Source organism: Longimicrobium sp. (genome assembly GCA_036387335.1).
In the GTDB taxonomy this organism is placed as follows: domain Bacteria; phylum Gemmatimonadota; class Gemmatimonadetes; order Longimicrobiales; family Longimicrobiaceae; genus Longimicrobium.
Window position 1 is genome coordinate 1 of sequence record DASVTZ010000151.1, and the last position, 21,462, is coordinate 21,462.

A 21,462-nucleotide genomic window follows, 5' to 3' on the forward strand; every position below is an offset into this window, starting at 1 on the left:
ACGACTTAACCCATCTATGGCCGCTCCGGGCGCGTTGTACACGCTTTCGGGGCGGCTTTGTTGCATCTTCATGTAGGGCAACTGGTTACCGATCTGTGTCAGCGACCACTGTCGAACCCCTACACAGAGACACAGAGGAAAAGGTCTCACGCAAAGGCGCGAAGGCGCAAAGAAAGGGTTTCCGTGTCTTTGCTTCGCGTCTTTGCGCCTTTGCGTGAGACTTCGGTCAACGGCTTTGCACAAATAAAAATGCCTCCCCGCCGGTGTTGGCGGGGAGGCCTTTTTGTACGACGGATGGCGGCTAGACGAGGCGGCCGTTCAGCACGTCGTTGAGGAGCACGCCGGCGACGGGAGCGCGCGAGAGGCGGAGCTGCGCGAGGGCCTGCTCCAGCGCGTCGCGGTCCGTCATGCCGGGGCGCACCACCAGGACGGTGGCGTCGACGGCCTTGCCCAGCACCGCGGCATCCGTGAGGCCCGAGAGCGCGGGGGCGTCAAAGATCACCACGTCGTACAGGGCACGCATCTCCTCCACTAGCGCCTGCATGCGCACCGAGCCCAGCAGCTCGGCCGGGTTGCGCGGCGGGGCGCCGGAGGGAAGGAGGTAGAGCGGCACGTCGGATTCGTCGAGCGCCACCTCCAGCACCGCCTCCGAAAGCGGAGTGCGGCCCAGCAGCGCCTCGGCGAAGCCCGGCTCGGGGCGCGCGCCGAAGAGCGCGTTCAGGCGCCCGGTGCGCAGGTCCGCGTCCACCAGCAGCGTGCGCGTGCCCTGCTGCGCCAGCGTCACCGCCAGGTTCGCGGCGCTGGTGCTCTTTCCCTCGCCCGCGCGGGCGCTGGTGACCACCACCGTGCGCGGCGTCTCGTCCGTCGCCCCGTGGGCGAGCGAGGTGCGCAGGGCGCGGTACGCCTCGGAGGCGGGGTGGCGCGGATCGGAGCGGGCGATCAGCCGGTCCGGCACCGCGGAGACGAGCGCGCGCGGCATCCCCACGCTCACCGGCCGCCGCGGGATGGTGCGGATGCGCGGGATGGAGCCCAGCACCGCCAGCCCGCCCGTGGCCTCCGACGCATCGCGCGAGGAGCGCACGGTGGGGTCGGCGATGTCGCGCATGATGGCGCCCGCCACGCCCACCAGCAGCCCCAGCGCCACCGCCAGCGCCAGGTTCAGCAGCGGCTTGGGGTACTCCGGCTCGTACGCCACCAGGCCGTAGTCCACCACGTGCGCGGCGTCCTTGGTGGTGGCCTCGGTGATCTCCGCCTCCTTGAGGCGCGCCTGGAGCAGGAGGTACACGTCGTTCAGCATCTTGACGTCGCGCACCAGGCGGACGAACTGCATGTCCTGCGCGGGCATGGCGGCCATCCCCTCGCCCACCTTGGCGAGCGCCTGGTCGGCCGAGGCCAGGCGGAGCTCGATGGAGCGCAGGTAGTCCTCGGCGATGCGCAGGATCTGCCGCTCGGTGGCCGCGATGCGCGAGGTGAGGATGCGTACGTCGTCGTCCGCCTCCGTGCGCCGCGCCAGGAGCGCCGCGCGCTCGTTGTCGAGCGCGTTGAGCGTGTTCATGAGCGCCAGCACGTTGTGGTTGCCCAGGAACGACGGGTAGGTGCTGAGCTTGCGGTACGCGGCGGTGCCGGCTCCGGGCGGGGCGCTGCGGACCTCGGCCAGCAGCTGCTGGAGCGAGGCCCGCTCCACGCGCATGTCGTCGAAGCGCGTCTGCATCTCGGTGGAGCGCTTGATCTCCGCCTCCGCCTCCGCCTCGGGCGCCAGCACGCGCGAGCTCTCGCGGAAGTTGCGCAGGCGCTCCTCCGCCTCGGCCAGCTGGGTGCGGTAGGTCGCCACCTGCTCGCGCAGCACGGTGGCGCTGGTCTTGGACTCGGTGGTGCTGGTGGCGCGCTTGTAGGCGATGAAGCCGTCCGCCAGGCCGTTGACGACGGCCGCGGCCACGCGCGGGTCGCGGTTGCGGTACACCAGCTCCACCAGGCGCGAGCCGCTCTCCTGCCGGTCCACCTGGAGCTCGTCCTGCAGGTCGTCCACCGCCTCGCGGAACTGCAGGATCTCGAAGCGCACGCGCGCCGGCGGCTTGGCGCGGAGCGAAGGATTGAGCGCCAGCGTCACGCCGCCCATCGTAAAGGGGGCGCCGATCCGCACGCGCGCCGGAAGCGCGACGTGCTGCTTGCTCTTCTCCACCTTCATCGTGTAGCTGCCGTCGTCCTGCCGGTCCAGGCGGTAGACGCCCACGGCCCGGTCGCGCGGCGCGGAGATCACGCGCAGCACGTCGCTGCGCTCGCGGCGAGGCGAGAGCAGCTCCACCTGCAGTCCGACCGATTCGGCCACCGGATCGGCGATGCGGCGGCTGCGCATGATGCCCAGGTCCGTGTCCAGGTCGTCGCTCCCCAGGCCGGTGAGGGCGCCCAGGTCCTCCAGCTCGCCCAGCTTCTCCAGCATTCCGCCGGAGGCGCTCTCCTCGGGAACGACGCGTACCGCGGCCTCGGACTCGTACACGGGCATCATGTAGAAGCTGGCCGCCATCGTGAGCGCCACCACCGCCAGGGTGATCGCCGCCACCAGGCCGCGCCGCCTGCGGAGCGTGCTCCACAGGTCTCGCAAGCTGGTGTCCGCGGCGGCACGGGGGGGCGCGTGCGTCGGTTCGATCATGGATTCCCTGCGCGTGTCGGGTGGCGCATGTAATTGCAACCAACAAAGATAGGAGAGTTCCGGCGGGGCGGCAACCCCGCGCGGCCCGCCGTACGGCCGTTTCTGGCGCGGGCACAAGGGCGCGGAGGGAGCACGGTGCCCCCTCCGCGGTCATCGCCGTGGGTGGTTGGGGCCGGACGGGATCAGCGGAGGGCGGGGCTCACCGAGAGGGAAAAGGACGAGACGTTCAGGTCCACCGCCTCGAAGTCGAAGAAGGAGCGGGCGGTGTTCTGGAAGAGCCAGTTGAGCCGGCGCCCGAACGAGTACTCGCCCGCCAGCTCCCATCCGCCGATGCGGCGCCCCGCCCGCAGCCCGGCCAGCCCCTGCGCGTCGTGCCCGCGCGGGTTGCGCGTATAGATGCGCTCCAGCGCGTCCTCGTCCCAGCGCGTGCGCTCCAGGAAGACGCCCAGCCGCCAGTCCGGCCGCAGGTAGTCCGCCGCCAGCCACTGCGCGGACGAGCCGGGCCCGATGGCGGCGCCCAGCACCTGGCCGCGGTGCGTGTACCCCTGCGGCACGTTGAGGCTGGTGTAGAACGACTGTTGGCGCCTTCCTCGGACAGCGTCGTTCTGCTCCAGGCTGGTGAGCTCGGCCTGCAGGCGCATCCGCCCCCGCCGCTCGCCGGTGGCCACCCACTGCATCCCCAGGGTGTAGCCGGCGGTGGCGCCCGGGCGGCTCACCACCTCGCCCAGCGAGCCGAAGCCCTGCTGCCGCGCCCATTCGCCGTACACCTCGAAGCCGCTCGCCGGGAACACCCAGCGGCCGAAGAGCGAAAAGAGCTGGTCCGCCCGCGCGGCCGCCTGCTCCAGGCGCGGGGGGCGCGCGGCCTCGGGGTGGCTCACGATGGCGAAGACGTCGAGGAAGCGCAGCGGCGCCCCCCACCCGCTCCCCGTGCGGTACACGGCGCGGGTGAGGCCCAGCGTGAGCCCCGGGTCGCCGCGCGGCGTAAAGGCCAGCGCCACCCCGGCCAGCGTGCGCCCGTCGTCGTCCGCGTCCGAGTACGCCGACTCGCCCAGCGCGCCCGCCACCCACTCCCCCTGCAGCGTGCCGAAGCGCGTGCCGATCCCCTCCGGCCGGGTGCGCACGAAGAGGTGCGGAAAGCCGGACGCGTTGTTGCTCATCACCAGCGCGTTCCGGATCCCCGGCCCCCACCACAGGTTCTCGGTGGCCCCGCCGGCGGCGAACGACCCGAAGCGCGCCGTCACGGAGCTCTGCCCCAGCGAGACCTGCGTGTACGAGCGCGGGCCGAAGCGGAGCGGCGCGTCCAGCGGCGAGGCGGGTCCGTGGAAGGGGTGGGCGAACGAACTGCGGTCCGCGGACGGGTAGATGCGCTGGAACTCGCGGTTCTGCGCGTACGCCAGCTCCGGCGCCGCGATCACCGTCACCCGGCCGAAGCGGGCGCGGATGCCCGTGGTGACGTAGAGCGTGCCCCCGCGCCCGTTCCACGCCAGGCCGTCGTTGGCGCCCATGGGAAGGTACGAGTTCCACACCCCGCGCACGTGCGGCCGCAGGAGCCGTGCGCCCTGCTCACCCTCCGGCGGCGCGGCGGACGACACGGAGCGGATCAGGAAGCCCGCGGTGGGCGCCTCGCCCAGCAGCTGCGCCGTGCGCAGGCGGTCCTCCGCCGGGGTGCCGATGGGGACCCACTCCGCGGCCTGGCGCGGGGGCGCGGCCGTGTCCGCGGCGGGCGCGGCGCGCAGGGAGTCCGCGGGCGGGCCGGCGGGGAGCTGGGCGCCCAGGGTGCGCGGCGCCGCGGCGAGCGCAAAGGCGAGAGCGGAGCACGCGGGCCAGACGGTCGATTTCTTCATTGCCATGGGGTTGGGGCGCGGGCGGGGGCCGAGCCCTCTGGAATTGTTGGACGATAGAGGATAACATTCCGGCCTGCCGCGGTCCACCACGGCGGGCCGCGTAAGCACAAGCAGGATCAGCGCGACGGCGCGGCCCGGCCCCCGGGCGGAGTGACGCCGCGGGCGACCCATCGTCAAAAAACCGTACGGGCAGTCATGCTCCCGCGCCTGGGCGGCGGCGTGGCTGCTCCGGTTCTCCAAGAAGGACGGAAGCGCTTGATGGCACGTGTCACCCCTCGCACGCCCCGCGGCCTGGCCGCGCCGCTGGCCGCCGCCCTGCTGGCGGCTGCGCCCGCGGCCGCGCAGGCCCCGCTCGACGTGCGCGGCGAGGTCTTCGTGGGATCGGAGGCGGAAAGCTACCTGCGCGTGCTGCAGGTGGCCGGCCGGGGCGGGCGCTACCCGTGGGCCATCCGCGGCTTCTCGCCCCGCGAGGTGACGCGCCTGGCGCCCGCCGATTCGGCGCACCCGTGGAAGGGGCGCTACCGCTTCGCGCCGGACAGCGCCGGCCGCGCCCGGGTGCGCTGGGTGAGGCCCGGCGCCCAGGCCATCGTCAACACCACCATGCCGTACGGCGCCGAGGACGGCGCGGTGTGGGCCGGGCGGGGGCTGACGGTGGCGGCGGACGGGGGCGCGTCGCTGGAGTGGGGGGCGCTCTCGCTGACGGTCGCCCCCATGGCGTTCATCGCCCAGAACGCGGACTTCGACCTGGAGGAGACCGGCGAGGGGGGCGTGCTCGCGTTCAACGACCCCGACTTCCCCGGGAGCATCGACCTCCCCCAGCGCTTCGGCGACGGCGCCTACGGCCGGGTGGATCCGGGGCAGAGCTCGCTGCGGCTGGACGCGTCGATCTTCGCCGCCGGGGTCTCCGCCGCCAACCAGCACTGGGGCCCCGCGGCCGACCTTCCGCTGATCCTGGGCCACAACGCGGGCGGCTTCGCGCACGCCTTCGCCGGCACCTCACGCCCGGTGAACGTGGGGATCGGACGGCTCCACGGACGCCTGGTGTGGGGAAGGCTGGACCAGTCCGCCTACACCGTGATCGTGGAGCCGCGGCGCTTCATGTCCGGAGCGGTGGCGGTGTTCGTGCCGCGCGGGCTGCCGACGCTGGAGGTGGGGGGCACGCGCTTCTTCCACACCCCGTGGCCGGAAGGCGGGCTGACCGCGGCCAACTTCACCAAGCCGCTGGAGGGGTTCATCAAGGTGGGGCTCGAGAACGGCGGCACCGGGGTGGAGGGCGGCGACGTGGACAACCAGCTCGCCTCCGTCTTCTTCCGCTGGTACCACCCCCGCAACGGGGTGGAGGCCTACGCCGAGTACGCGCGCGACGACCACAACGCCGACCGCCGCGACGTGCTGCTGGAGCCGGACCACAACGCCGGGTACACCCTGGGGCTGCGGAGGGTGTGGTCGCGGACCGACGGCTCGCTGGTCTCGCTGCGCGGCGAGGTGCTGAACACGCGCATCTCGCACCTGAACCTGGTGCGCCCGCAGAGCGCGTTCTACCGGCACACGGGCGCGCGGCAGGGGCACACGCAGCGGGGGCAGATCCTGGGCGCCAGCAGCGGCTACGCCGGCGGCGGGGCGGTGGTGGCGCTCGACCGCTACACCCCTGGCGGGCGCACCACGCTCACGTACACCCGCACCGTGCGCGACCGCCTGACCCCCGATCCCGAGGTGACGAACGGCGTGGGGGTGGAGGCACTGCGCTTCATGGGGCGCTTCGACGTGACCGCCGGCCTCACCGGCGCGTACCAGATGAACCGCCGGGAGGGCGGCAGCGCGTTCAACCTGAACACCGTATTCCGCGTGCGGCTGGGCATGTGACGCGGCGCGGCTCGCATGAATCAGAAAGGGACTCCCGTGACGAACCCCATCCGATTCCGGCTCCTGGCGGTCCTGCTGGCCCTGGCGGCCGTTCAGGCGCCGGCGCGCGCTCAGACCACCGTGCCGGCGGACACCCTTCCCCCGCCCGTCGCGGCGCTGCCGGCCGGCCTTCCCCCGCTGATGCCGGGCGACCTGCTGCAGGTGCGCATCTGGAGGGAGCCCGACCTGAGCGGCGAGTTCCTGGTGGGCACCGACGGCACCGTGACGCTCCCCAAGATCGGCCAGCGCTTCGTGACGGGGATGCCGCTGGACGCGCTGCGCGAGCAGCTCCTGGCCCTGTACCGGGTGAGCCTGCGCAACCCGTCCATCAGCATCACGCCGCTGCGGCGGGTGCAGGTGCTGGGCTTCGTAAACCGGCCGGGGATCTTCAACGTGGACCCCACGCTCACCCTCAACGGGGTGCTGGCGCTGGCCGGCGGCGCCAACGTCAACGGCAACCTGCGCCGCATCCGCCTGGTGCGCGAGGGGCGCGTGCTGTACGAGCGGGTGACCGCGGGCTCCACGCTGGTGACGCTGGACGTGCGCTCCGGCGACCAGCTCTACGTGGGCGAGCGCTCCTGGGCCGACCGCAACAGCGGTGTGCTGGTGGCCGCCCTCATCTCCACCGCCACCACGATCGCGGTCACGATCGTCTCCAGGCTCTGAGCGCGGCGAGCGCGCACGAGCGGCACCCCAGCCCCCATTCGATGACCCGCGGCATTCTCGTGACCGGCGGCGCCGGCTTCATCGGCTCGGCCCTGGTGCGCCACCTCCTGGCCCGCACGGAGCACCGGGTGGTGAACGTGGACAGCCTCACCTACGCCGGGAACCTGGATTCGCTCGCCCCCGTGCTCCCCCACCCGCGCCACGTGCTGGAGCGGGTGGACATCCGCGACGCGGACGAGGTGGCGCGGGTATTCGCGGAGCACCGTCCCGACGCCGTGATGCACCTGGCGGCCGAGTCGCACGTGGACCGGTCCATCGAGGGCGCGGCGCCCTTCATCCAGACCAACGTGGTGGGGACGTACGTGCTGCTGGAGGCGGCCCGCCGGCACCGCGACTCGCTTGCCGGGGAGGAGCGCGAGCGCTTCCGCTTCCTGCACGTCTCCACCGACGAGGTGTTCGGGTCTCTCGGAGAGGAGGGGAAGTTCACCGAGGCGACCCCGTACCAGCCCAATTCGCCCTACTCGGCCAGCAAGGCGTCGTCCGACCACCTGGCGCGCGCCTGGCACCACACGTACGGGCTTCCCGTGCTGGTGACCAACTGCTCCAACAACTACGGGCCGTACCAGTTTCCGGAGAAGCTGATCCCCGTGGTGGTGCTCAGCGCGCTGGCGGGGCGCCCCATTCCCGTGTACGGCACCGGCGGCAACGTGCGCGACTGGCTGTACGTGGAAGACCACGTGCGGGCGCTGCTGGCCGTGCTGGAGCGCGGGCGCCCGGGCGAGACGTACAACGTGGGCGGCGGCAGCGAGCGAAGCAACCTGCAGGTGGTGCGCGCCATCTGCGCCATCCTGGACGAGCTGGCGCCCGGCGCGGCGCCGTACGAATCACTCATCACCTTCGTGCAGGACCGGCCGGGGCACGACTGGCGCTACGCGGTGGACACGGCAAAGATCTCCGCCGAGCTGGGATGGGCGCCGGCGGAGACGTTCGAGAGCGGGCTGCGGAGGACGGTGGCGTGGTACCTGGAGAACGGCGAGTGGTGCAGGCGGGTGATGGACGGCTCGTACCAGCTGGAGCGGCTGGGCGTGGTGGGGGCGGGGGCATGAAGGGGATCATCCTGGCCGGCGGCTCCGGCACGCGGCTGTACCCGATCACGCGGGTGGTGAGCAAGCAGCTCCTGCCCGTGTTCGACAAGCCGATGATCTACTACCCGCTCTCCACCCTGATGCTGGCGGGGATCCGCGAGATCCTGGTGATCTCCACCCCCGCCGACATCCCGCGCTTCCGCGAGCTCCTGGGCGACGGCGAGCAGTGGGGAGTGCGCTTCGAGTACGCCGAACAGCCGCGCCCCGAGGGGCTGGCGCAGGCGTTCACCATCGGGCGCGGCTTCGTGGGCGGCGACCGGGTGGCGCTGATCCTGGGCGACAACATCTTCTACGGCCACGGCCTCACCGAGCTGCTGCACGCGGCGGCGGAGCGGCCGGAGGGGGCCACCGTCTTCGGCTACCACGTGCGCGATCCCGAGCGCTACGGAGTGGCCGAAGTGGACGCGGGCGGGCGGGTGGTCTCCATCGAGGAGAAGCCGCTCGACCCGAAGTCGCCGTACGCGGTGACGGGGCTCTACTTCTTCGACAACGAGGTGCTGGAGATCGCCGCGGCGCTGCGGCCGTCGAAGCGCGGCGAGTACGAGATCACCGACGTGAACCTGGAGTACCTGCGCCGCGGTCAGCTGCACATGGAGCTGCTGGGGCGGGGGATGGCGTGGCTGGACACGGGGACGCACGAGTCGCTGCAGCAGGCCAGCAACTTCATCGAGACCATCGAGAAGCGGCAGGGGCTCAAGGTGGCGGCGCCCGAGGAGATCGCCTACCGGTCCGGCTTCATCGACGAGCCGCAGCTCCGCCGCCTGGCCGCGCCGCTGCTCAAGAGCGGCTACGGCGAGTACCTGCTGAGCCTGCTGGACGGGCGGCCGCACGGATGACCGCCGAGGAAACGGCGCTTCCCGGCGTGCTCCTGCTGAAGCCCCCCGTCTTTCGCGACGAGCGCGGCTACTTTCGCGAGACGTGGCGGGCGGAGCGCTACGCGGCGGCGGGGATCCCCGACCGCTTCGTGCAGGACAACGTCTCCCTTTCCACGCGCGGAGTGCTGCGGGGGCTCCACTTTCAGGAGCCCAGCCCGCAGGGAAAGCTGGTGTCCGTGCTCCGCGGGGAGGTGTGGGACGTGGCGGTGGACGTGCGGGTGGGCTCCCCGACGTTCGGGCGCTGGGCGGGGTACACGCTGAGCGACGAGAACGGTTGGCAGCTCTGGGTGCCCGCGGGGTTCGCGCACGGTTTCCTGGTGACCTCGGCCGAGGCGCTCTTCTCGTACAAGTGCACCGACGTGTACCGCCCCGAGGCCGAGTCGACCCTGCTGTGGAACGACCCCGACCTGGCGATCGAGTGGCCCGGCGCGGCGCCGCTGGTTTCGGCCAAGGACGAGGGCGGGGCGCGGCTCCGCGACCTGCCGCGCGAGCGGCTTCCGCGCTGGGGGGAGGGGGGGTGATCCGGCCGCGCATCCTCCTCACCGGCGGCACGGGGCAGGTCGGGTGGGAGCTGGCCCGCGCGCTGGCCCCGGTGGCCGAGGTTGTGGCGCCGCCACGGAGCGCGCTGGACCTGGCGGACCCGGACTCCATCCGCCGCGGCTTCCGCCACGCGGCGCCCGCGCTGGTGGTGAACGCCGGCGCCCACACGGCGGTGGACCGCGCCGAGGAGGAACCGGAGCTGGCGCGCGCCCTGAACGCGGTGGCCCCCGGGATCCTGGCCGAGGAGGCCGCGCGGGCCGGCGTGCCGCTGGTGCACTTCTCCACGGACTACGTCTTCGACGGCTCCAAGGGCGCTCCGTACACGGAAGACGACCCCGCCGCGCCGTTGGGAGTGTACGGACGCACCAAGCGCGAGGGCGAGGAGGCGGTGGCGGCGGCCGGCGGGGCGCACCTGGTGCTGCGCACGAGCTGGGTGTACGGAACGCGCGGCCACAACTTCCTGCGCACCATGCTGCGCCTGGCGCACGAGCGCGACGAGCTGCGCGTGGTGGCGGACCAGGTGGGCGCCCCCACCTGGAGCCGCATGCTGGCCGAGGCGACGGCCGCCATCCTGGCGCCCTTTCGCGCCGGGCGCGGGTGGGAGATCCAGGAAGCCGCGGGCGGCATATACCACCTGGCGGCCGCGGGCGAGACGAGCTGGCACGGCTTCGCGGAAGCGATCCTGGCCGCCGACCCCGCCCGCGAGCGGCAGCGGGCCCGCCGCGTGGTGCCCATCGCCACGGCGGAGTACCCCACGCCGGCCCCGCGCCCCCGCTACTCCGTGCTGGACAGCGGCCGCGCCGCCCGCGAGCTCCACGTGGCGCTCCCCCACTGGCGGGAGCAGCTTCGGCTCTGCATGGAGTGAGGGCCGCCACGGATGCCTCACGCGGAGGGGGAGAACGAGGGCGTGGCATCGAAGGAAATGGTCTCACGCAAAGGCGCGAAGGCGCAAAGAAAGTGTTTCCGTCCTTTTCTTCGCGTCTTCGCGCCTTCGCGTGACATCCCTCTTGCTTTCCCCTCCGCGTCCTCCGCGCCTCCGCGTGAGACCAGCTGTTCTCCGGCACAGCGCAACGGGCTGTTCGCTGGGGTGCAAACCGCTTATCTTGTGCACCTTCGCGGCGGGCCGAGCGCTCCCCCAGCCCGGGCCCCCCCGGCGCCGAGGGAGACGGACACGGCACGGCGCGGTACGTGCAGCACCCCCGCGCCGCGCCGGGCGGGCACCTGGACAGTGTGACCCCCGGCCCCGCGCACGCGTCATGTGGTCTGGACGCATCGCCCCGCGCCTGCCCTGCCTGGCAGGGTTCCGTGCCCTCCGTGCACATCGGCGGACGTGATTCGTTCTTTGAGTTCTGGTTTGACGAGGATGCCCCCCTGCGGCTGCCCGGCCCCGGTGGAACGTCCCTTAGGCGATGGCTGAATGCTCCCGACAATCCTCATCCGGTTCCGGCGTCCGCTGATCTTCGCGCTGCACCTGCTGCTCATTCCCATCGCGTACCGGTTTGCCTTCGGCCTCCGCTTCGACCTGGGGGTGCCGAAGGAAATGGAAGTAATATTCTGGAACACCCTGCCGTTCGTGCTGGCCGGGCGCTTCGCCGCGTTCGGGGTCTTTGGGCTTTTCCGCGGGTGGTGGCGCCACGTGGGGATGCGCGACCTGATCGACCTGGTGCAGGCCGTCACCCTCAGCTCCGCCCTCCTGCTCGCTTCGCTCTTCTTCACCGGCATGCTGGACGGGTACCCGCGCTCCGTGGTCGCGCTGGACTGGATCAGCGCCATCCTGATGTTCGGCGGAGTGCGGTTCGGGGTGCGCGCCTTCCGAGAGGAGCGGCTGATCCCCTGGCGCCCGCGCCACGGCAAGCGCGCCCTCATCATCGGCGCCGGCGTGGGCGGCGAGCGCTTCGTGCGCGAGTGCCAGCGCGAGGGCGGCATCGACATCTTTCCCGTTGCCCTTGCCGACGACGACCTGGCCAAGCGCGGAATGCGGCTGCACGGCGTGCCGGTGCTGGGCTCCACCCGCGACATCAAGGACCTGGCGCTCAAGGTGGACGCGCAGCTCCTGGTGATCGCCATCCCCTCCGCCACGGGCGACGAGATCCGGCGGATCGTCAACGTGTGCCTTGACGCCGGGGTTGAGTTCAAGATCATCCCGTCCATGCGCGAGATGATCGAGGGGCACGCCCGCGTCACGCAGGTGCGCGACGTACAGATCGAGGACCTGCTGGGGCGCGAGACGGTGGACCTGCCGCTGGACGGCCGCAACCCCGACCTGGAAGGGCGCACCGTGATGGTGACCGGCGGCGCCGGCTCCATCGGCTCGGAGCTGGCGCGGCAAATCGCGCGGCTGCAGCCCGCGCGCCTCATCGTGCTGGACCAGGCGGAGAGCCCGCTCTACTTCATCCACAACGAGCTCGCGGCCACCCACCCCACCCTCACGGTGATCCCCGTGGTGGCCGACGTCACGGACCAGGTGCGGATGGAGCGGATCTTCAACCGCTACCGCCCGGAGTTCGTCTTTCACGCCGCCGCCTACAAGCACGTGCCGCTCATGGAGAGCAACGTGGTGGAGGCGGTGCGCAACAACATCTTCGGCACCCTGTACGTGGCCCAGTGCGCCGCCCGCTTCGGCGCGGAGCGCTTCGTACTGATCTCCACCGACAAGGCGGTCAACCCCTCCAGCGTGATGGGCGCCACCAAGCGCGTGGCCGAGCACCTGGTGCTGGGGTGGCCGGCGCTGCGCAGCTCCAACTGCGACTTCCGGGCGGTGCGCTTCGGAAACGTGCTGGGGTCTGACGGCAGCGTGATCCCGCTCTTCAAGCGCCAGCTGGCGGCGCAGGTGCCGCTCACGGTGACGCATCCGGACGTCACGCGCTACTTCATGACGATCCCCGAGGCGGTGCAGCTGGTGCTGCAGGCCGCGGCGCTCCCCGACGCCGCCGAGCGGATATGCATGCTGGAGATGGGCGAGCCGGTGCGCATCGTGGAGCTGGCGGAGAACCTGATCCGCCTCAGCGGGCTGGTGCCGTACCACGACGTGCAGATCGTCTTCACCGGCCTGCGCCCCGGCGAGAAGCTCCACGAGGAGCTGATGTCGGACTACGAGGCGACCATCCCCACCGAGGTGGAGAAGATCCGCATCGTGCAGAGCACCGAGCCGGACGTGGACGCCCTCACCCAGGGGCTCGACCGCCTGGGCGCGGCGGCGGCGCTGGGGAGCACCGCCGATTCGCTGGAAGGGCTGCTGGCCCTGGTGCCCGAATGCGTTCCGCCGCTGGCGGCGCGCAGGCAGGGCGCCATGCGGGCCCGCTGAGCTCGGGTTGCCGTAAATTGGCCGCGCCGCTAAATTTGAGGTTTCCTCGCGGCTCCAGGAACGTGCACCGGCGGGGGGCTCCCGGCGCCTCTATCGGTATGAATACAGCAATATGAGCGCGGCGAAAGACCAGATCCTTGCGAGGATCGGCGACAATACGGCGGTGGTGGGAGTGGTGGGGCTGGGGTACGTGGGGCTGCCGCTGGCGGTGGAGCTCGCGCGCAACGGCTACCGCACCCTGGGCGTGGACGTGGCGGAGCGGGTGGTGGAGGGCGTGAACGCGCGCCGCAGCCACGTGCAGGACGTGCCCAGCGAGGTGCTGGCGGCGTTCGTGGGCGAGGGGCTCCTCTCGGCCACCACCGACCTTGCGCGGCTGGCGGAGTGCGACGCCATCTCCATCTGCGTTCCCACGCCGCTCAACAAGACCAAGGAGCCGGACCTCAGCTACGTCGTCTCCGCCGCGCAGGCGGTGCTCAAGACGCTGCGGCCCGGGCAGCTGGTGATCCTGGAGAGCACCACGTACCCGGGCACCACCCGCGACGTGCTGCTCCCCATCCTGGAGCAGAGCGGGCTGGCGGTGGGCGAGGACTTCTTCCTCTGCTTCTCGCCCGAGCGGGTGGATCCGGGGAACCCCGTGTGGCACACCCGCAACACGCCCAAGGTGATCGGCGGCGTGACCGCGGCGTGCATGGAGGCCGGCACGGCGCTGTACGGCAACGTGTTCGACACGCTGGTCAAGGTGGAGAGCGCCGAGGCGGCCGAGCTGGTAAAGGTGTACGAGAACACCTTTCGCATGATCAACATCGCGCTGGCCAACGAGCTGGCGCAGGCGTGCGACAAGCTGGGCGTGGACGTGTGGGGGGTGATCGACGCCGCGGCCACCAAGCCGTTCGGCTTCATGAAGTTCACCCCCGGCCCGGGGCTGGGCGGCCACTGCATTCCGCTGGACCCGCACTACCTGTCGTGGAAGATGCGCACGCTGGAGTACAAGACGCGCATGATCGAGCTGGCCAGCGAGATCAACGCGGAGATGCCGGAGTACGTGGTGCGCAAGGTGGCGGATGCCCTGAACGGGGCGCGCAAGGCGGTGAACGGGAGCCGCGTGCTGGTCCTTGGCGTCGCCTACAAGCGCGACATCGACGACCTGCGCGAGAGCCCGGCGCTGGACGTGATCGGGCTGCTGCAGGCGCGCGGCGCAGAGGTGGTGTACCATGACCCCTTCTGCCCCGAGATCCGCGACGACGGGCACACCGGCCTGGCCGGGCTGCCCATGCGCAGCGCGGCGCTCACCGCCGAGCTGCTGCGCTCGGCCGACGCGGTGGTGGTGGTGACGGACCACAGCTCGGTGGACTATGCGCTCGTGGCCCGCGAGGCGCCGCTGGTGGTGGACACCCGCGGCATCATGCGCAGCGTGCGCGGGCCGGCGCGGGTGCTGGGGCTCTCCACCTCCGCCCGCCAGGAGGAGTTCGGAGAGCCGCTCGGCTTCGCCCACGCGGAGCCGCTGGCCAGGCAGGCGTAGGCGCCGCTCTCCACGACAGCGGGTGTGACGGGCGGGTACCGGGACACGTCAAACGTTTCCCGGCTCGCCGTATTTCAGGACGACCAGCGGAAGACACGGTGCGGGCCCCGGCGGCGGAGATTCGCCACCACGGGCCGCCGATGTCCGCTTTCATGCATACACAGGTGGCACGGTTCACTCCATGAATCAGTTTCGTTTGTTGGCCGCCGCCCTCTCGGGAGCCCTGCTCGCCGGCGGGGTGGCCCCGGTGTTGGCGCAGGACCCCGTGCGCGACAGCGTGCGGGTGGTCACCGGCATCCCGGGCGCGAACCCCAACCAGGGGAACAACAACCTCAACGGCATGGGCTGGTTTCCGGCGGCGCAGCCGCTGGACGCCCCCATCCGCCGCACCGAGTACGCGCTGGGGCCGGGCGACCTGGTGGACGTGTCGCTGTTCGGCGACGTGAACGTCACCCACTCGCTGGTGGTCACGCCGGAAGGGACGGTGGTGATCCCCGCCATCGGGGTGGTGCGGGTGCTGGGGCTGAACCTGGACCAGGCGCAGGCGCGCGCGCGCGCCGCCGTGCTGCGGCTCTACCGCAACGTGGAGGTCACCCTTTCGCTGGCGCAGGTGCGCTCGTTCAAGGTGTACCTGCTGGGCGACGTGCCGAACCCCGGGATGCGGCTGGCCACCTCGGTCACGCGGCTGAGCGAGGTGCTGCCGGCGCCCCGCGGCTCGCGCACGCTGCAGCGCAACCTCCTGCTGCGCCGCGCGGAGGGCGATTCCGTCCGGGTGGACATGGCGCCCTTCTACATCTCCGGCGACCTGCGCGCCAACCCCACGCTGCGCGCAGGCGACGTGCTGGTGATCCCCGTGGTGGACCAGACGGTGGAGGCGTACGGGCGCGTCTTCTATCCGGGGTCGTTCCAGTTCAGGCGGGGTGAGTCGCTCGCCGAGTTCCTGGACCTCGTCAACGGCGGAGCCGGCTTTCCGTCCAACGCCGCCGACTCCGTCCGCGTCGCGCGCTTCGTGACGCCCCAGCAGCGGGAGTTCATCACTCTCTCACGGGCGGAGGCGATCGGCGAGCGCGGACGTGCCCTGATCCTGCAGCCGACGGACGCCATCTACGTGTCGGAGGTGGCGAACTTCCAGCGGCAGCGCAGGGCGGTGGTGACGGGGCAGGTGAGATACCCGGGAACGTACCCGGTGCGGAACGACACCACCACCGTCCGCGAGCTGGTCGCGATGGCGGGCGGCTTCACGGAGCAGGCCTCGCTCACCAGTGCCACGCTCCGCCGTGTTCCCGCCGGCGCGGAGACCCAGGGGCTAGGGGGCGTGCCCACCGATCTGCGCGGAGCACCGGCGGACAGCACCGCGCGCTTCGAGGAGCGCGAGATCCGGCGCATCCGCGCGCAGGGCGACGAGACCAACGTGGTGGTCGACTTCCAGCAGCTCTTCGCCAGCGGGCAGGACGCCTTCGACCAGACGGTGCGCGGCGGCGACGTGCTGAACGTGCCGGAGCGCCGCAACGACGTGGCCGTGCTGGGCGCGGTGCGCACGCCCGGGCTGGTGCAGTTCACGCCGGGGCAGAAGCCGGAGCACTACATCCGCCTGGCCGGGTGGTACACGCGCCGCGCGGACTTCCGCGGCGCGGTGGTGCTGCGCGCCAAGCTGGGCACGCCGCTCCAGGCCGAGGAGGTGCGGGCGCTGGAGGCGGGCGACGTCATCGTGGTGCCCTTCCGCCAGCGCCGCACCGTCATCGAGCGGCTCGCCAGCGTTCAGACGGTCGCGAGCATCGTTTCCGGGCTGATCCTCACCGTCGTCGCCATCACACAGATCGGAAAGTGATCTCCCCGCCACGGCCGGCGGAGCGCGCCCCGGCCGCCCGCCGCCCCCGAAGAGCCATGGATGGAAGCAGATGAGCATTGAGAACGGCGGTTCCCCTCCGGGGGATGAGGTCCGCATCCTCGACCTGGGGGCGGTGCTGCTGCGGCGCTGGCGGCTGATCGTGTTCACCACGCTCGCGGCGATGCTCGTGGCCGGCGGGGTGGCCATGCTCCGCACCAAGAAGTACCAGGCCAGCGTGGTGCTGCTCGCCCCGCAGGAGCAGGGGGGCGGCCGCTCGTCGGACATGCTGGCGCGCCAGCTGGCCGGCGCGGGGATCCCCGGGATCGGCAACGTCAGCAACCCCAACCAGCGGCTCATCGGGGTGCTGGCGCGCAGCCGCTCCTTCGCGGACTCCATGGTCGCCCGGCTGGCGGGGCCGCGCGCGGGGGGCGCCATGCAGGGCAAGCTCCGGCGGATGCTGGCGGCGGACACCGAGGTGAACCCCCGGCCCGACGGCTCCATCGCCATCCAGGTGGAGGGCGAGGACCCGCGGCTGGCGGCCAGGGTGGCCAACACCATCCCGGTGCTCCTCAACGAGATGTCCGCGCGGGTGGGGGTGGAGGCGGCGGTGCAGAAGCAGCACTTCCTGGAGACGCAGCTGCGCCGGGCACGCGCCGCGCTGGACCAGTCGGAGCAGCGGCTCGTCAACTTCCAGAAGCAGCGGAACGCTCCCGAGCTGAACGACCAGGCCACCCGCACGGTGGACGCCGCCGCGCAGCTGCAGAGCCAGATCACGGAGCAGGAGGTGCGGGTCAGCGAGCTGCGCCGCACCGTGACGCCCAGCAACGCGCAGCTGCAGTCGGCCGAGGCCAGGCTGGGCACCCTGCGCGCGCAGCTCCGGCGGCTGACCGCCGGGGGCGGGGGCGGGCTCTTCGTGCCCTTCAACGAGTCGCCGGACCTGGCGGCCACGCTCACGCGGCTCAAGCGCGACTACGCGCGCGACGAGCAGGTGTACATCTCGCTGACGAACGCGATCGCGCAGTCGCAGATCGACGTCAACAACAACCTGCCCGTGGTGAGCGTGCTGGACCAGGCCACCGTGCCGGGCGCGCCCAGCGGCATCGGCGTCAAGCTGATCGTGCTGGTGGCCGCGGTGCTGGGGCTGGTGCTGGGGCTGGTGGCGGCGTTCGTGGTGGAGCACTTCGCCCGCGCGCGGCAGGACCCGGCCGCCGGCTCGTTCTTCGTGGCGTGGGAAGAATTCAAGCACGACGTGGTGCCGCTGCGGCGGCGCTCCACCCAGACCGCGGGCAGGCGGTAGCTCGCCCGCGGCACGCGCATATGGCGGACGGATGGAGACGAGCTCTCCCCGGCCCATGAACCTTTAGACGTCCCGACTGGCCACAAGATGTTCGAACCGAACGTGCAGGCGGTGCTCGACCGCATCAAACCCGGCGACCGGGTCCTCGACATCGGCGGATGGGCGCGGCCCTTCAACCGCGCCGACTACGTGCTGGACGCCGAGCCGTACGAGACGCGCGGCTACTACGGCGCGTCGCGGCCGCCGCAGGGGGGCGAGCGGGAGCACTTCACCCGCGACACGTGGCACGCGCGCGACATCTGCGAGCACACGCCCTTTCCGTTCGGCGACAAGGAGCTGGACTACGTCATCTGCTCGCACACGCTGGAAGACATCCGCGACCCGCTGTGGGTGTGCGCGGAGATGGTGCGCGTGGCGAAGGCGGGGTACCTGGAGGTGCCGTCGCGCGTGGCCGAGAGCTGCCGCGGCACCGAGCCGGGGATCGTGGGGTGGACGCACCACCGCTGGCTGATCGACATCGGCGACGCGCACGTGGACTTCCTGATGAAGTACCACATGATCCACTCGTCGCCCCGCTTCTCGCTCCCCAGGTCGTACCTGCACGGTCTGCCGGAGGAGCGGCAGGTGCAGTGGCTCTTCTGGACGGACTCGTTCACCTTCGCGGAGCGGACGATCCACGGCGTGGAGAACATCGCGGCGGAGCTGGAAGGGTACGTGAACAGGGTGTCGCCGCCGTCCGCCCTTCCGGGCAAGGTGGACGACGCGCTGTTCGAGGTGGCGCAGCTCGGCCGCCGCGCGGTGAACCGCCTGCGGCGCTGAAAGCCTCACGCAGACGCACGGAGAACAGCCGGCAGGAGCACGGAGAACCGTTTCCGTCGTTCTTCCAGTGCCCGCTCCGTGGCTCCGTGTGAGGCCATCGTAAATCGGCGGGCGGCCCCGGGCCGGCCCGCAGGGATCATATAAGAGGATGCAAACGGAGAGCAGCACGATGGCGATGGGCGGAGCCCTGGGCACCCAGGGCTCCATTCCCACGCTGGTCATACAGCCGGCGGGGCGCTTCGCCGCGATCGACTTTCGCGAGCTCTGGGCGTACCGGGGGCTCTTCTGGTTCCTGGTGTGGCGCGACATCAAGGTGCGCTACGCGCAGACCGTGCTGGGCGCGGGGTGGGCGGTGCTGCAGCCCCTGCTCACCACGCTGCTCTTCACCGTCATCTTTGGCACCTTCGCCAAGATCCCGTCCGACGGGGTGCCGTACGCCGCCTTCGCCATCACGGCGCTGGTGCCGTGGACCTACTTCTCCACGGCGCTCACCGGGGCGAGCACCAGCCTGGTGGCGAGCACCAACCTGATCACCAAGGTGTACTTTCCGCGCCTGGTGATCCCCGCCGCGCCGGTGCTGGCCGGGCTGCTGGACTTCTTCATCGGCATGGTCATCATCCTGGCGATGGTGGTGTTCTACGGCATCACCCCGTCGCCGCTGGCGCTGGTCATCGTCCCCATCGTGGTGGTGGTGATGGCGCTCACCGCGGCGGGGGTGGGGTCGTGGCTGGCCGCGCTCAACATCCAGTACCGCGACATCCGCTACGTGGTGCCCTTCCTGGTGCAGGTGTGGATGTACGCGTCGCCGGTGGTGTACCCCGCCTCGGTGGTGCCGGAGCGGTTCCGGCTGGTGTACGCGCTCAACCCCATGGTGGGCGTCATCGAGGGGCTGCGCGCCGCCTTCCTGAACACCGGCCAGGTGGGGTGGTCCACCATCGGGGTCTCCCTGGGGATGGGGTTGCTGCTCTTCGTGGGCGGGGTCCTCTACTTCCGGCGCGTGGAGCGCACCTTCGCTGACGTGGCGTGAGCCATCGGAACCGCTGATCCTGGATGTCGAACACCGCCATACGCGCCGAGCACCTCGGCAAGCAGTACCGGATCGGGGCCCGCGCCGAGCCGTACAAGACGGTCCGCGAGTCGCTGCAGCGCGCCGTCACCACGCCGGCGAGGCGCGCGGCGGGGCTGCTGCGCACGGGGAAGTGGGCGCGCGAGTCCGAGGGCGAGCTGGTGTGGGCGCTGCGCGACGTCTCGTTCGACGTGAAGCACGGCGAGGTGCTGGGCGTCATCGGCCGCAACGGGGCGGGCAAGAGCACGCTGCTCAAGATCCTCTCCCGCATCACGCCGCCCAGCGTGGGGCGCGCCGAAGTGCACGGCCGCATCGGCTCGCTGCTGGAGGTGGGCACCGGCTTCCACCCCGAGCTCACGGGGCGCGAGAACATCTTCCTGAACGGCGCCTTCCTGGGGATGGACCGCGCGTACATCACGCGCCGCATGGAAGAGATCGTGGAGTTCAGCGGGGTGGGGAAGTTCCTGGACACCCCGGTCAAGCGCTACTCCAGCGGGATGTACCTGCGCCTGGCCTTCGCCGTGGCGGCGCACCTGGAGCCGGAGATCCTGATCGTGGACGAGGTGCTCGCCGTGGGCGACACCGCCTTCCAGGAGAAGTGCGTGGCCCGCATGGGCACCGTGGCCCGCGAGGGGCGCACGGTGCTCTTCGTGAGCCACAACATGACGGCGGTGCACTCGCTGTGCACCCGCTGCGTGGTGATCCAGGAGGGGCGCGTGAAGTTCGACGGCGACACCGAGGAAGCGATCCTGGAGTACCAGACCGCCGCGCACGGGAGCGACGAGGACGGCCCGCGCGGCGAGTGGGACTACTCCGGCCGCAGCCCGGCGAGCATACCGGCCGGCAAGCCGATCATCCGCAAGGTGATGCTGCAGGACGAGATGGGGCGCGTGACCGACACGCTCCCCGTGAGCCGCCCGGCGCGCATGGTGATCGAGGTGGACGGGCTGTCGGAGTACCCCAACCCCGTGGTGGGCGTGCTCTTCAAGTCGTACAACGACCAGAACATGCTGGGCTTCAACACCGCCATGCGCCCGCCCGTGATCCGCGGCCGGCGGCAGGGACGCGAGGAGCTGGTGCTGGAGATCCCCCGCGTCCCCTTTACCCCGGGCACGTACTGGATCGACATCGGCGTGGACGACGCGGGGGTGCGGCGGCTGGACTACGTGGACCACGCGGTGCGCATGGTGGTGGCCGAGTTCGACGTGTACGGCAGCGGCGTGGCCATCAAGGCGGAGCACGGCGTGGTGTACCTGGACGGCGAGTGGGAGCTGCGCCCCGCCCCGCCCGCGGACGGCGCCGCGGTCGGGCTGATCGAGCAGGTTGATTCCCCGGATGGAGTTTTCACCGCATGAAGCTGATCGTAGGGTGTGGTCCCAAGCCCGTGCCCGAGGGGTGGGTTGGGGTCGACGTGAACGAGGACTACCTGCGCAGGGCCCGGGAGATCTCTCCATCCACGGAAGTGTTCTACGGCGACGCCACGAACCTTCCCTTCGAGGACGACTCGGTGGACGAGCTGGTGTGCTGGGAGGTGCTGGAGCACATCGAGGACAAGGAGAAGGCGCTCAGCGAGTTCCACCGCGTCTCCAAGCCGGGGGCCAAGCTGACGCTCACCACTCCCATGCTGCACATAGAGCAGGAGCTGGGGCGGCGCTCGCGCAACTACCAGCAGAGCGTGGTGGACACGCAGCACCAGTTCTGCGTGCCGCCCGAGGAGACGCTGAGCCTCATCAAGCGCTACTACGACCTCAGCCGCGTGTGGTACGCGCCCGAGGCGTACGCCTACTGCCGCGCCATCGCGCCGCTGCTGGACGAGTACGACGTGCGCTTCAACGACGCGGGCGACCTGGTGGGCGAGAACGCGAAGCTGGTGCACGAGCTGGCGACGAAGAAGCAGCGCCGCACGTCGTGGTTCTGGCGGCTGGTGAACCGCGTGCGCCCCTACTCCGCCACCAAGTCGATCTGCATCGCGGGCGAGTGCCGGAAGCCGCTGGCCGCCTGAGCCGGGGG

General features: G+C 71.4%; 16 protein-coding genes. 14 read left to right on the plus strand and 2 right to left on the minus strand.

The features are described from left to right. Positions 1-301 precede the first annotated feature (301 nt). Together VF647_14160 and VF647_14165 are read right to left on the minus strand one after the other, a co-directional pair. A complete protein-coding gene (locus VF647_14160) occupies positions 302-2,647 on the minus strand; it encodes a polysaccharide biosynthesis tyrosine autokinase (GenBank protein HEX8453242.1) in 2,346 nt (781 codons plus the stop codon). Between the two features lie 182 nt (positions 2,648-2,829). Continuing rightward, on the minus strand, positions 2,830-4,491 hold the full coding sequence (locus VF647_14165) for a capsule assembly Wzi family protein (GenBank protein ID HEX8453243.1): 1,662 nt from the start codon (positions 4,489-4,491) through the stop codon (positions 2,830-2,832). Positions 4,492-4,749: 258 nt separating this feature from the next. Here VF647_14165 and VF647_14170 point away from each other — a divergent pair, with 258 nt between their 5' ends. The 14 genes from VF647_14170 to VF647_14235 all read left to right on the plus strand — a co-directional run bounded on the left by VF647_14170 (position 4,750) and on the right by VF647_14235 (position 21,454). Beyond that, positions 4,750-6,354, plus strand: a complete 1,605-nt coding sequence (locus VF647_14170; protein ID HEX8453244.1) for a capsule assembly Wzi family protein — start codon at positions 4,750-4,752, stop codon at positions 6,352-6,354. A gap of 36 nt (positions 6,355-6,390) precedes the next feature. Further along, positions 6,391-7,059 carry a polysaccharide biosynthesis/export family protein gene (locus VF647_14175; protein ID HEX8453245.1) on the plus strand — a complete coding sequence of 223 codons (669 nt, stop codon included), beginning with the start codon at positions 6,391-6,393 and terminating at the stop codon, positions 7,057-7,059. Positions 7,060-7,100: 41 nt separating this feature from the next. After that, positions 7,101-8,165, plus strand: a complete 1,065-nt coding sequence (gene rfbB / locus VF647_14180) for a dTDP-glucose 4,6-dehydratase (protein HEX8453246.1) — start codon at positions 7,101-7,103, stop codon at positions 8,163-8,165. Further along, the gene (gene rfbA, locus VF647_14185; GenBank protein ID HEX8453247.1) at positions 8,162-9,040 is read left to right on the plus strand and encodes a glucose-1-phosphate thymidylyltransferase RfbA; all 879 of its coding nucleotides are present in this window, start codon (positions 8,162-8,164) and stop codon (positions 9,038-9,040) included. Before rfbB ends, rfbA begins: the two co-directional genes overlap by 4 nt. After that, positions 9,037-9,600, plus strand: a complete 564-nt coding sequence (rfbC, locus tag VF647_14190; protein ID HEX8453248.1) for a dTDP-4-dehydrorhamnose 3,5-epimerase — start codon at positions 9,037-9,039, stop codon at positions 9,598-9,600. The genes rfbA and rfbC overlap by 4 nt, the downstream gene beginning before the upstream one ends. Continuing rightward, positions 9,597-10,484: a dTDP-4-dehydrorhamnose reductase gene (gene rfbD / locus VF647_14195; GenBank protein ID HEX8453249.1), complete on the plus strand. Its 888-nt coding sequence runs from the start codon at positions 9,597-9,599 to the stop codon at positions 10,482-10,484. The genes rfbC and rfbD overlap by 4 nt, the downstream gene beginning before the upstream one ends. Positions 10,485-11,036: 552 nt before the next feature. After that, positions 11,037-12,923: a nucleoside-diphosphate sugar epimerase/dehydratase gene (locus VF647_14200; GenBank protein HEX8453250.1), complete on the plus strand. Its 1,887-nt coding sequence runs from the start codon at positions 11,037-11,039 to the stop codon at positions 12,921-12,923. 112 nt (positions 12,924-13,035) lie between these two features. Then, positions 13,036-14,442 (plus strand): nucleotide sugar dehydrogenase, encoded by a 1,407-nt coding sequence (locus tag VF647_14205; protein ID HEX8453251.1) that lies wholly within the window; start codon positions 13,036-13,038, stop codon positions 14,440-14,442. Positions 14,443-14,623: 181 nt separating this feature from the next. Continuing rightward, positions 14,624-16,270, plus strand: coding sequence for an SLBB domain-containing protein (locus VF647_14210; protein HEX8453252.1), 1,647 nt, complete (start codon positions 14,624-14,626; stop codon positions 16,268-16,270). Between the two features lie 70 nt (positions 16,271-16,340). After that, positions 16,341-17,567 carry a GNVR domain-containing protein gene (locus VF647_14215; protein HEX8453253.1) on the plus strand — a complete coding sequence of 409 codons (1,227 nt, stop codon included), beginning with the start codon at positions 16,341-16,343 and terminating at the stop codon, positions 17,565-17,567. A gap of 87 nt (positions 17,568-17,654) precedes the next feature. Next, the gene (locus VF647_14220) at positions 17,655-18,386 is read left to right on the plus strand and encodes a methyltransferase domain-containing protein (GenBank protein ID HEX8453254.1); all 732 of its coding nucleotides are present in this window, start codon (positions 17,655-17,657) and stop codon (positions 18,384-18,386) included. A 169-nt stretch (positions 18,387-18,555) separates the two neighbouring features. After that, positions 18,556-19,413 carry an ABC transporter permease gene (locus VF647_14225; protein HEX8453255.1) on the plus strand — a complete coding sequence of 286 codons (858 nt, stop codon included), beginning with the start codon at positions 18,556-18,558 and terminating at the stop codon, positions 19,411-19,413. Between the two features lie 23 nt (positions 19,414-19,436). Further along, entirely contained in the window at positions 19,437-20,807 is a 1,371-nt protein-coding gene (locus VF647_14230) for an ABC transporter ATP-binding protein (GenBank protein HEX8453256.1), read from the plus strand. Further along, the gene (locus VF647_14235) at positions 20,804-21,454 is read left to right on the plus strand and encodes a methyltransferase domain-containing protein (GenBank protein HEX8453257.1); all 651 of its coding nucleotides are present in this window, start codon (positions 20,804-20,806) and stop codon (positions 21,452-21,454) included. The genes VF647_14230 and VF647_14235 overlap by 4 nt, the downstream gene beginning before the upstream one ends. The last annotated feature ends 8 nt before the right edge of the window (positions 21,455-21,462 follow it).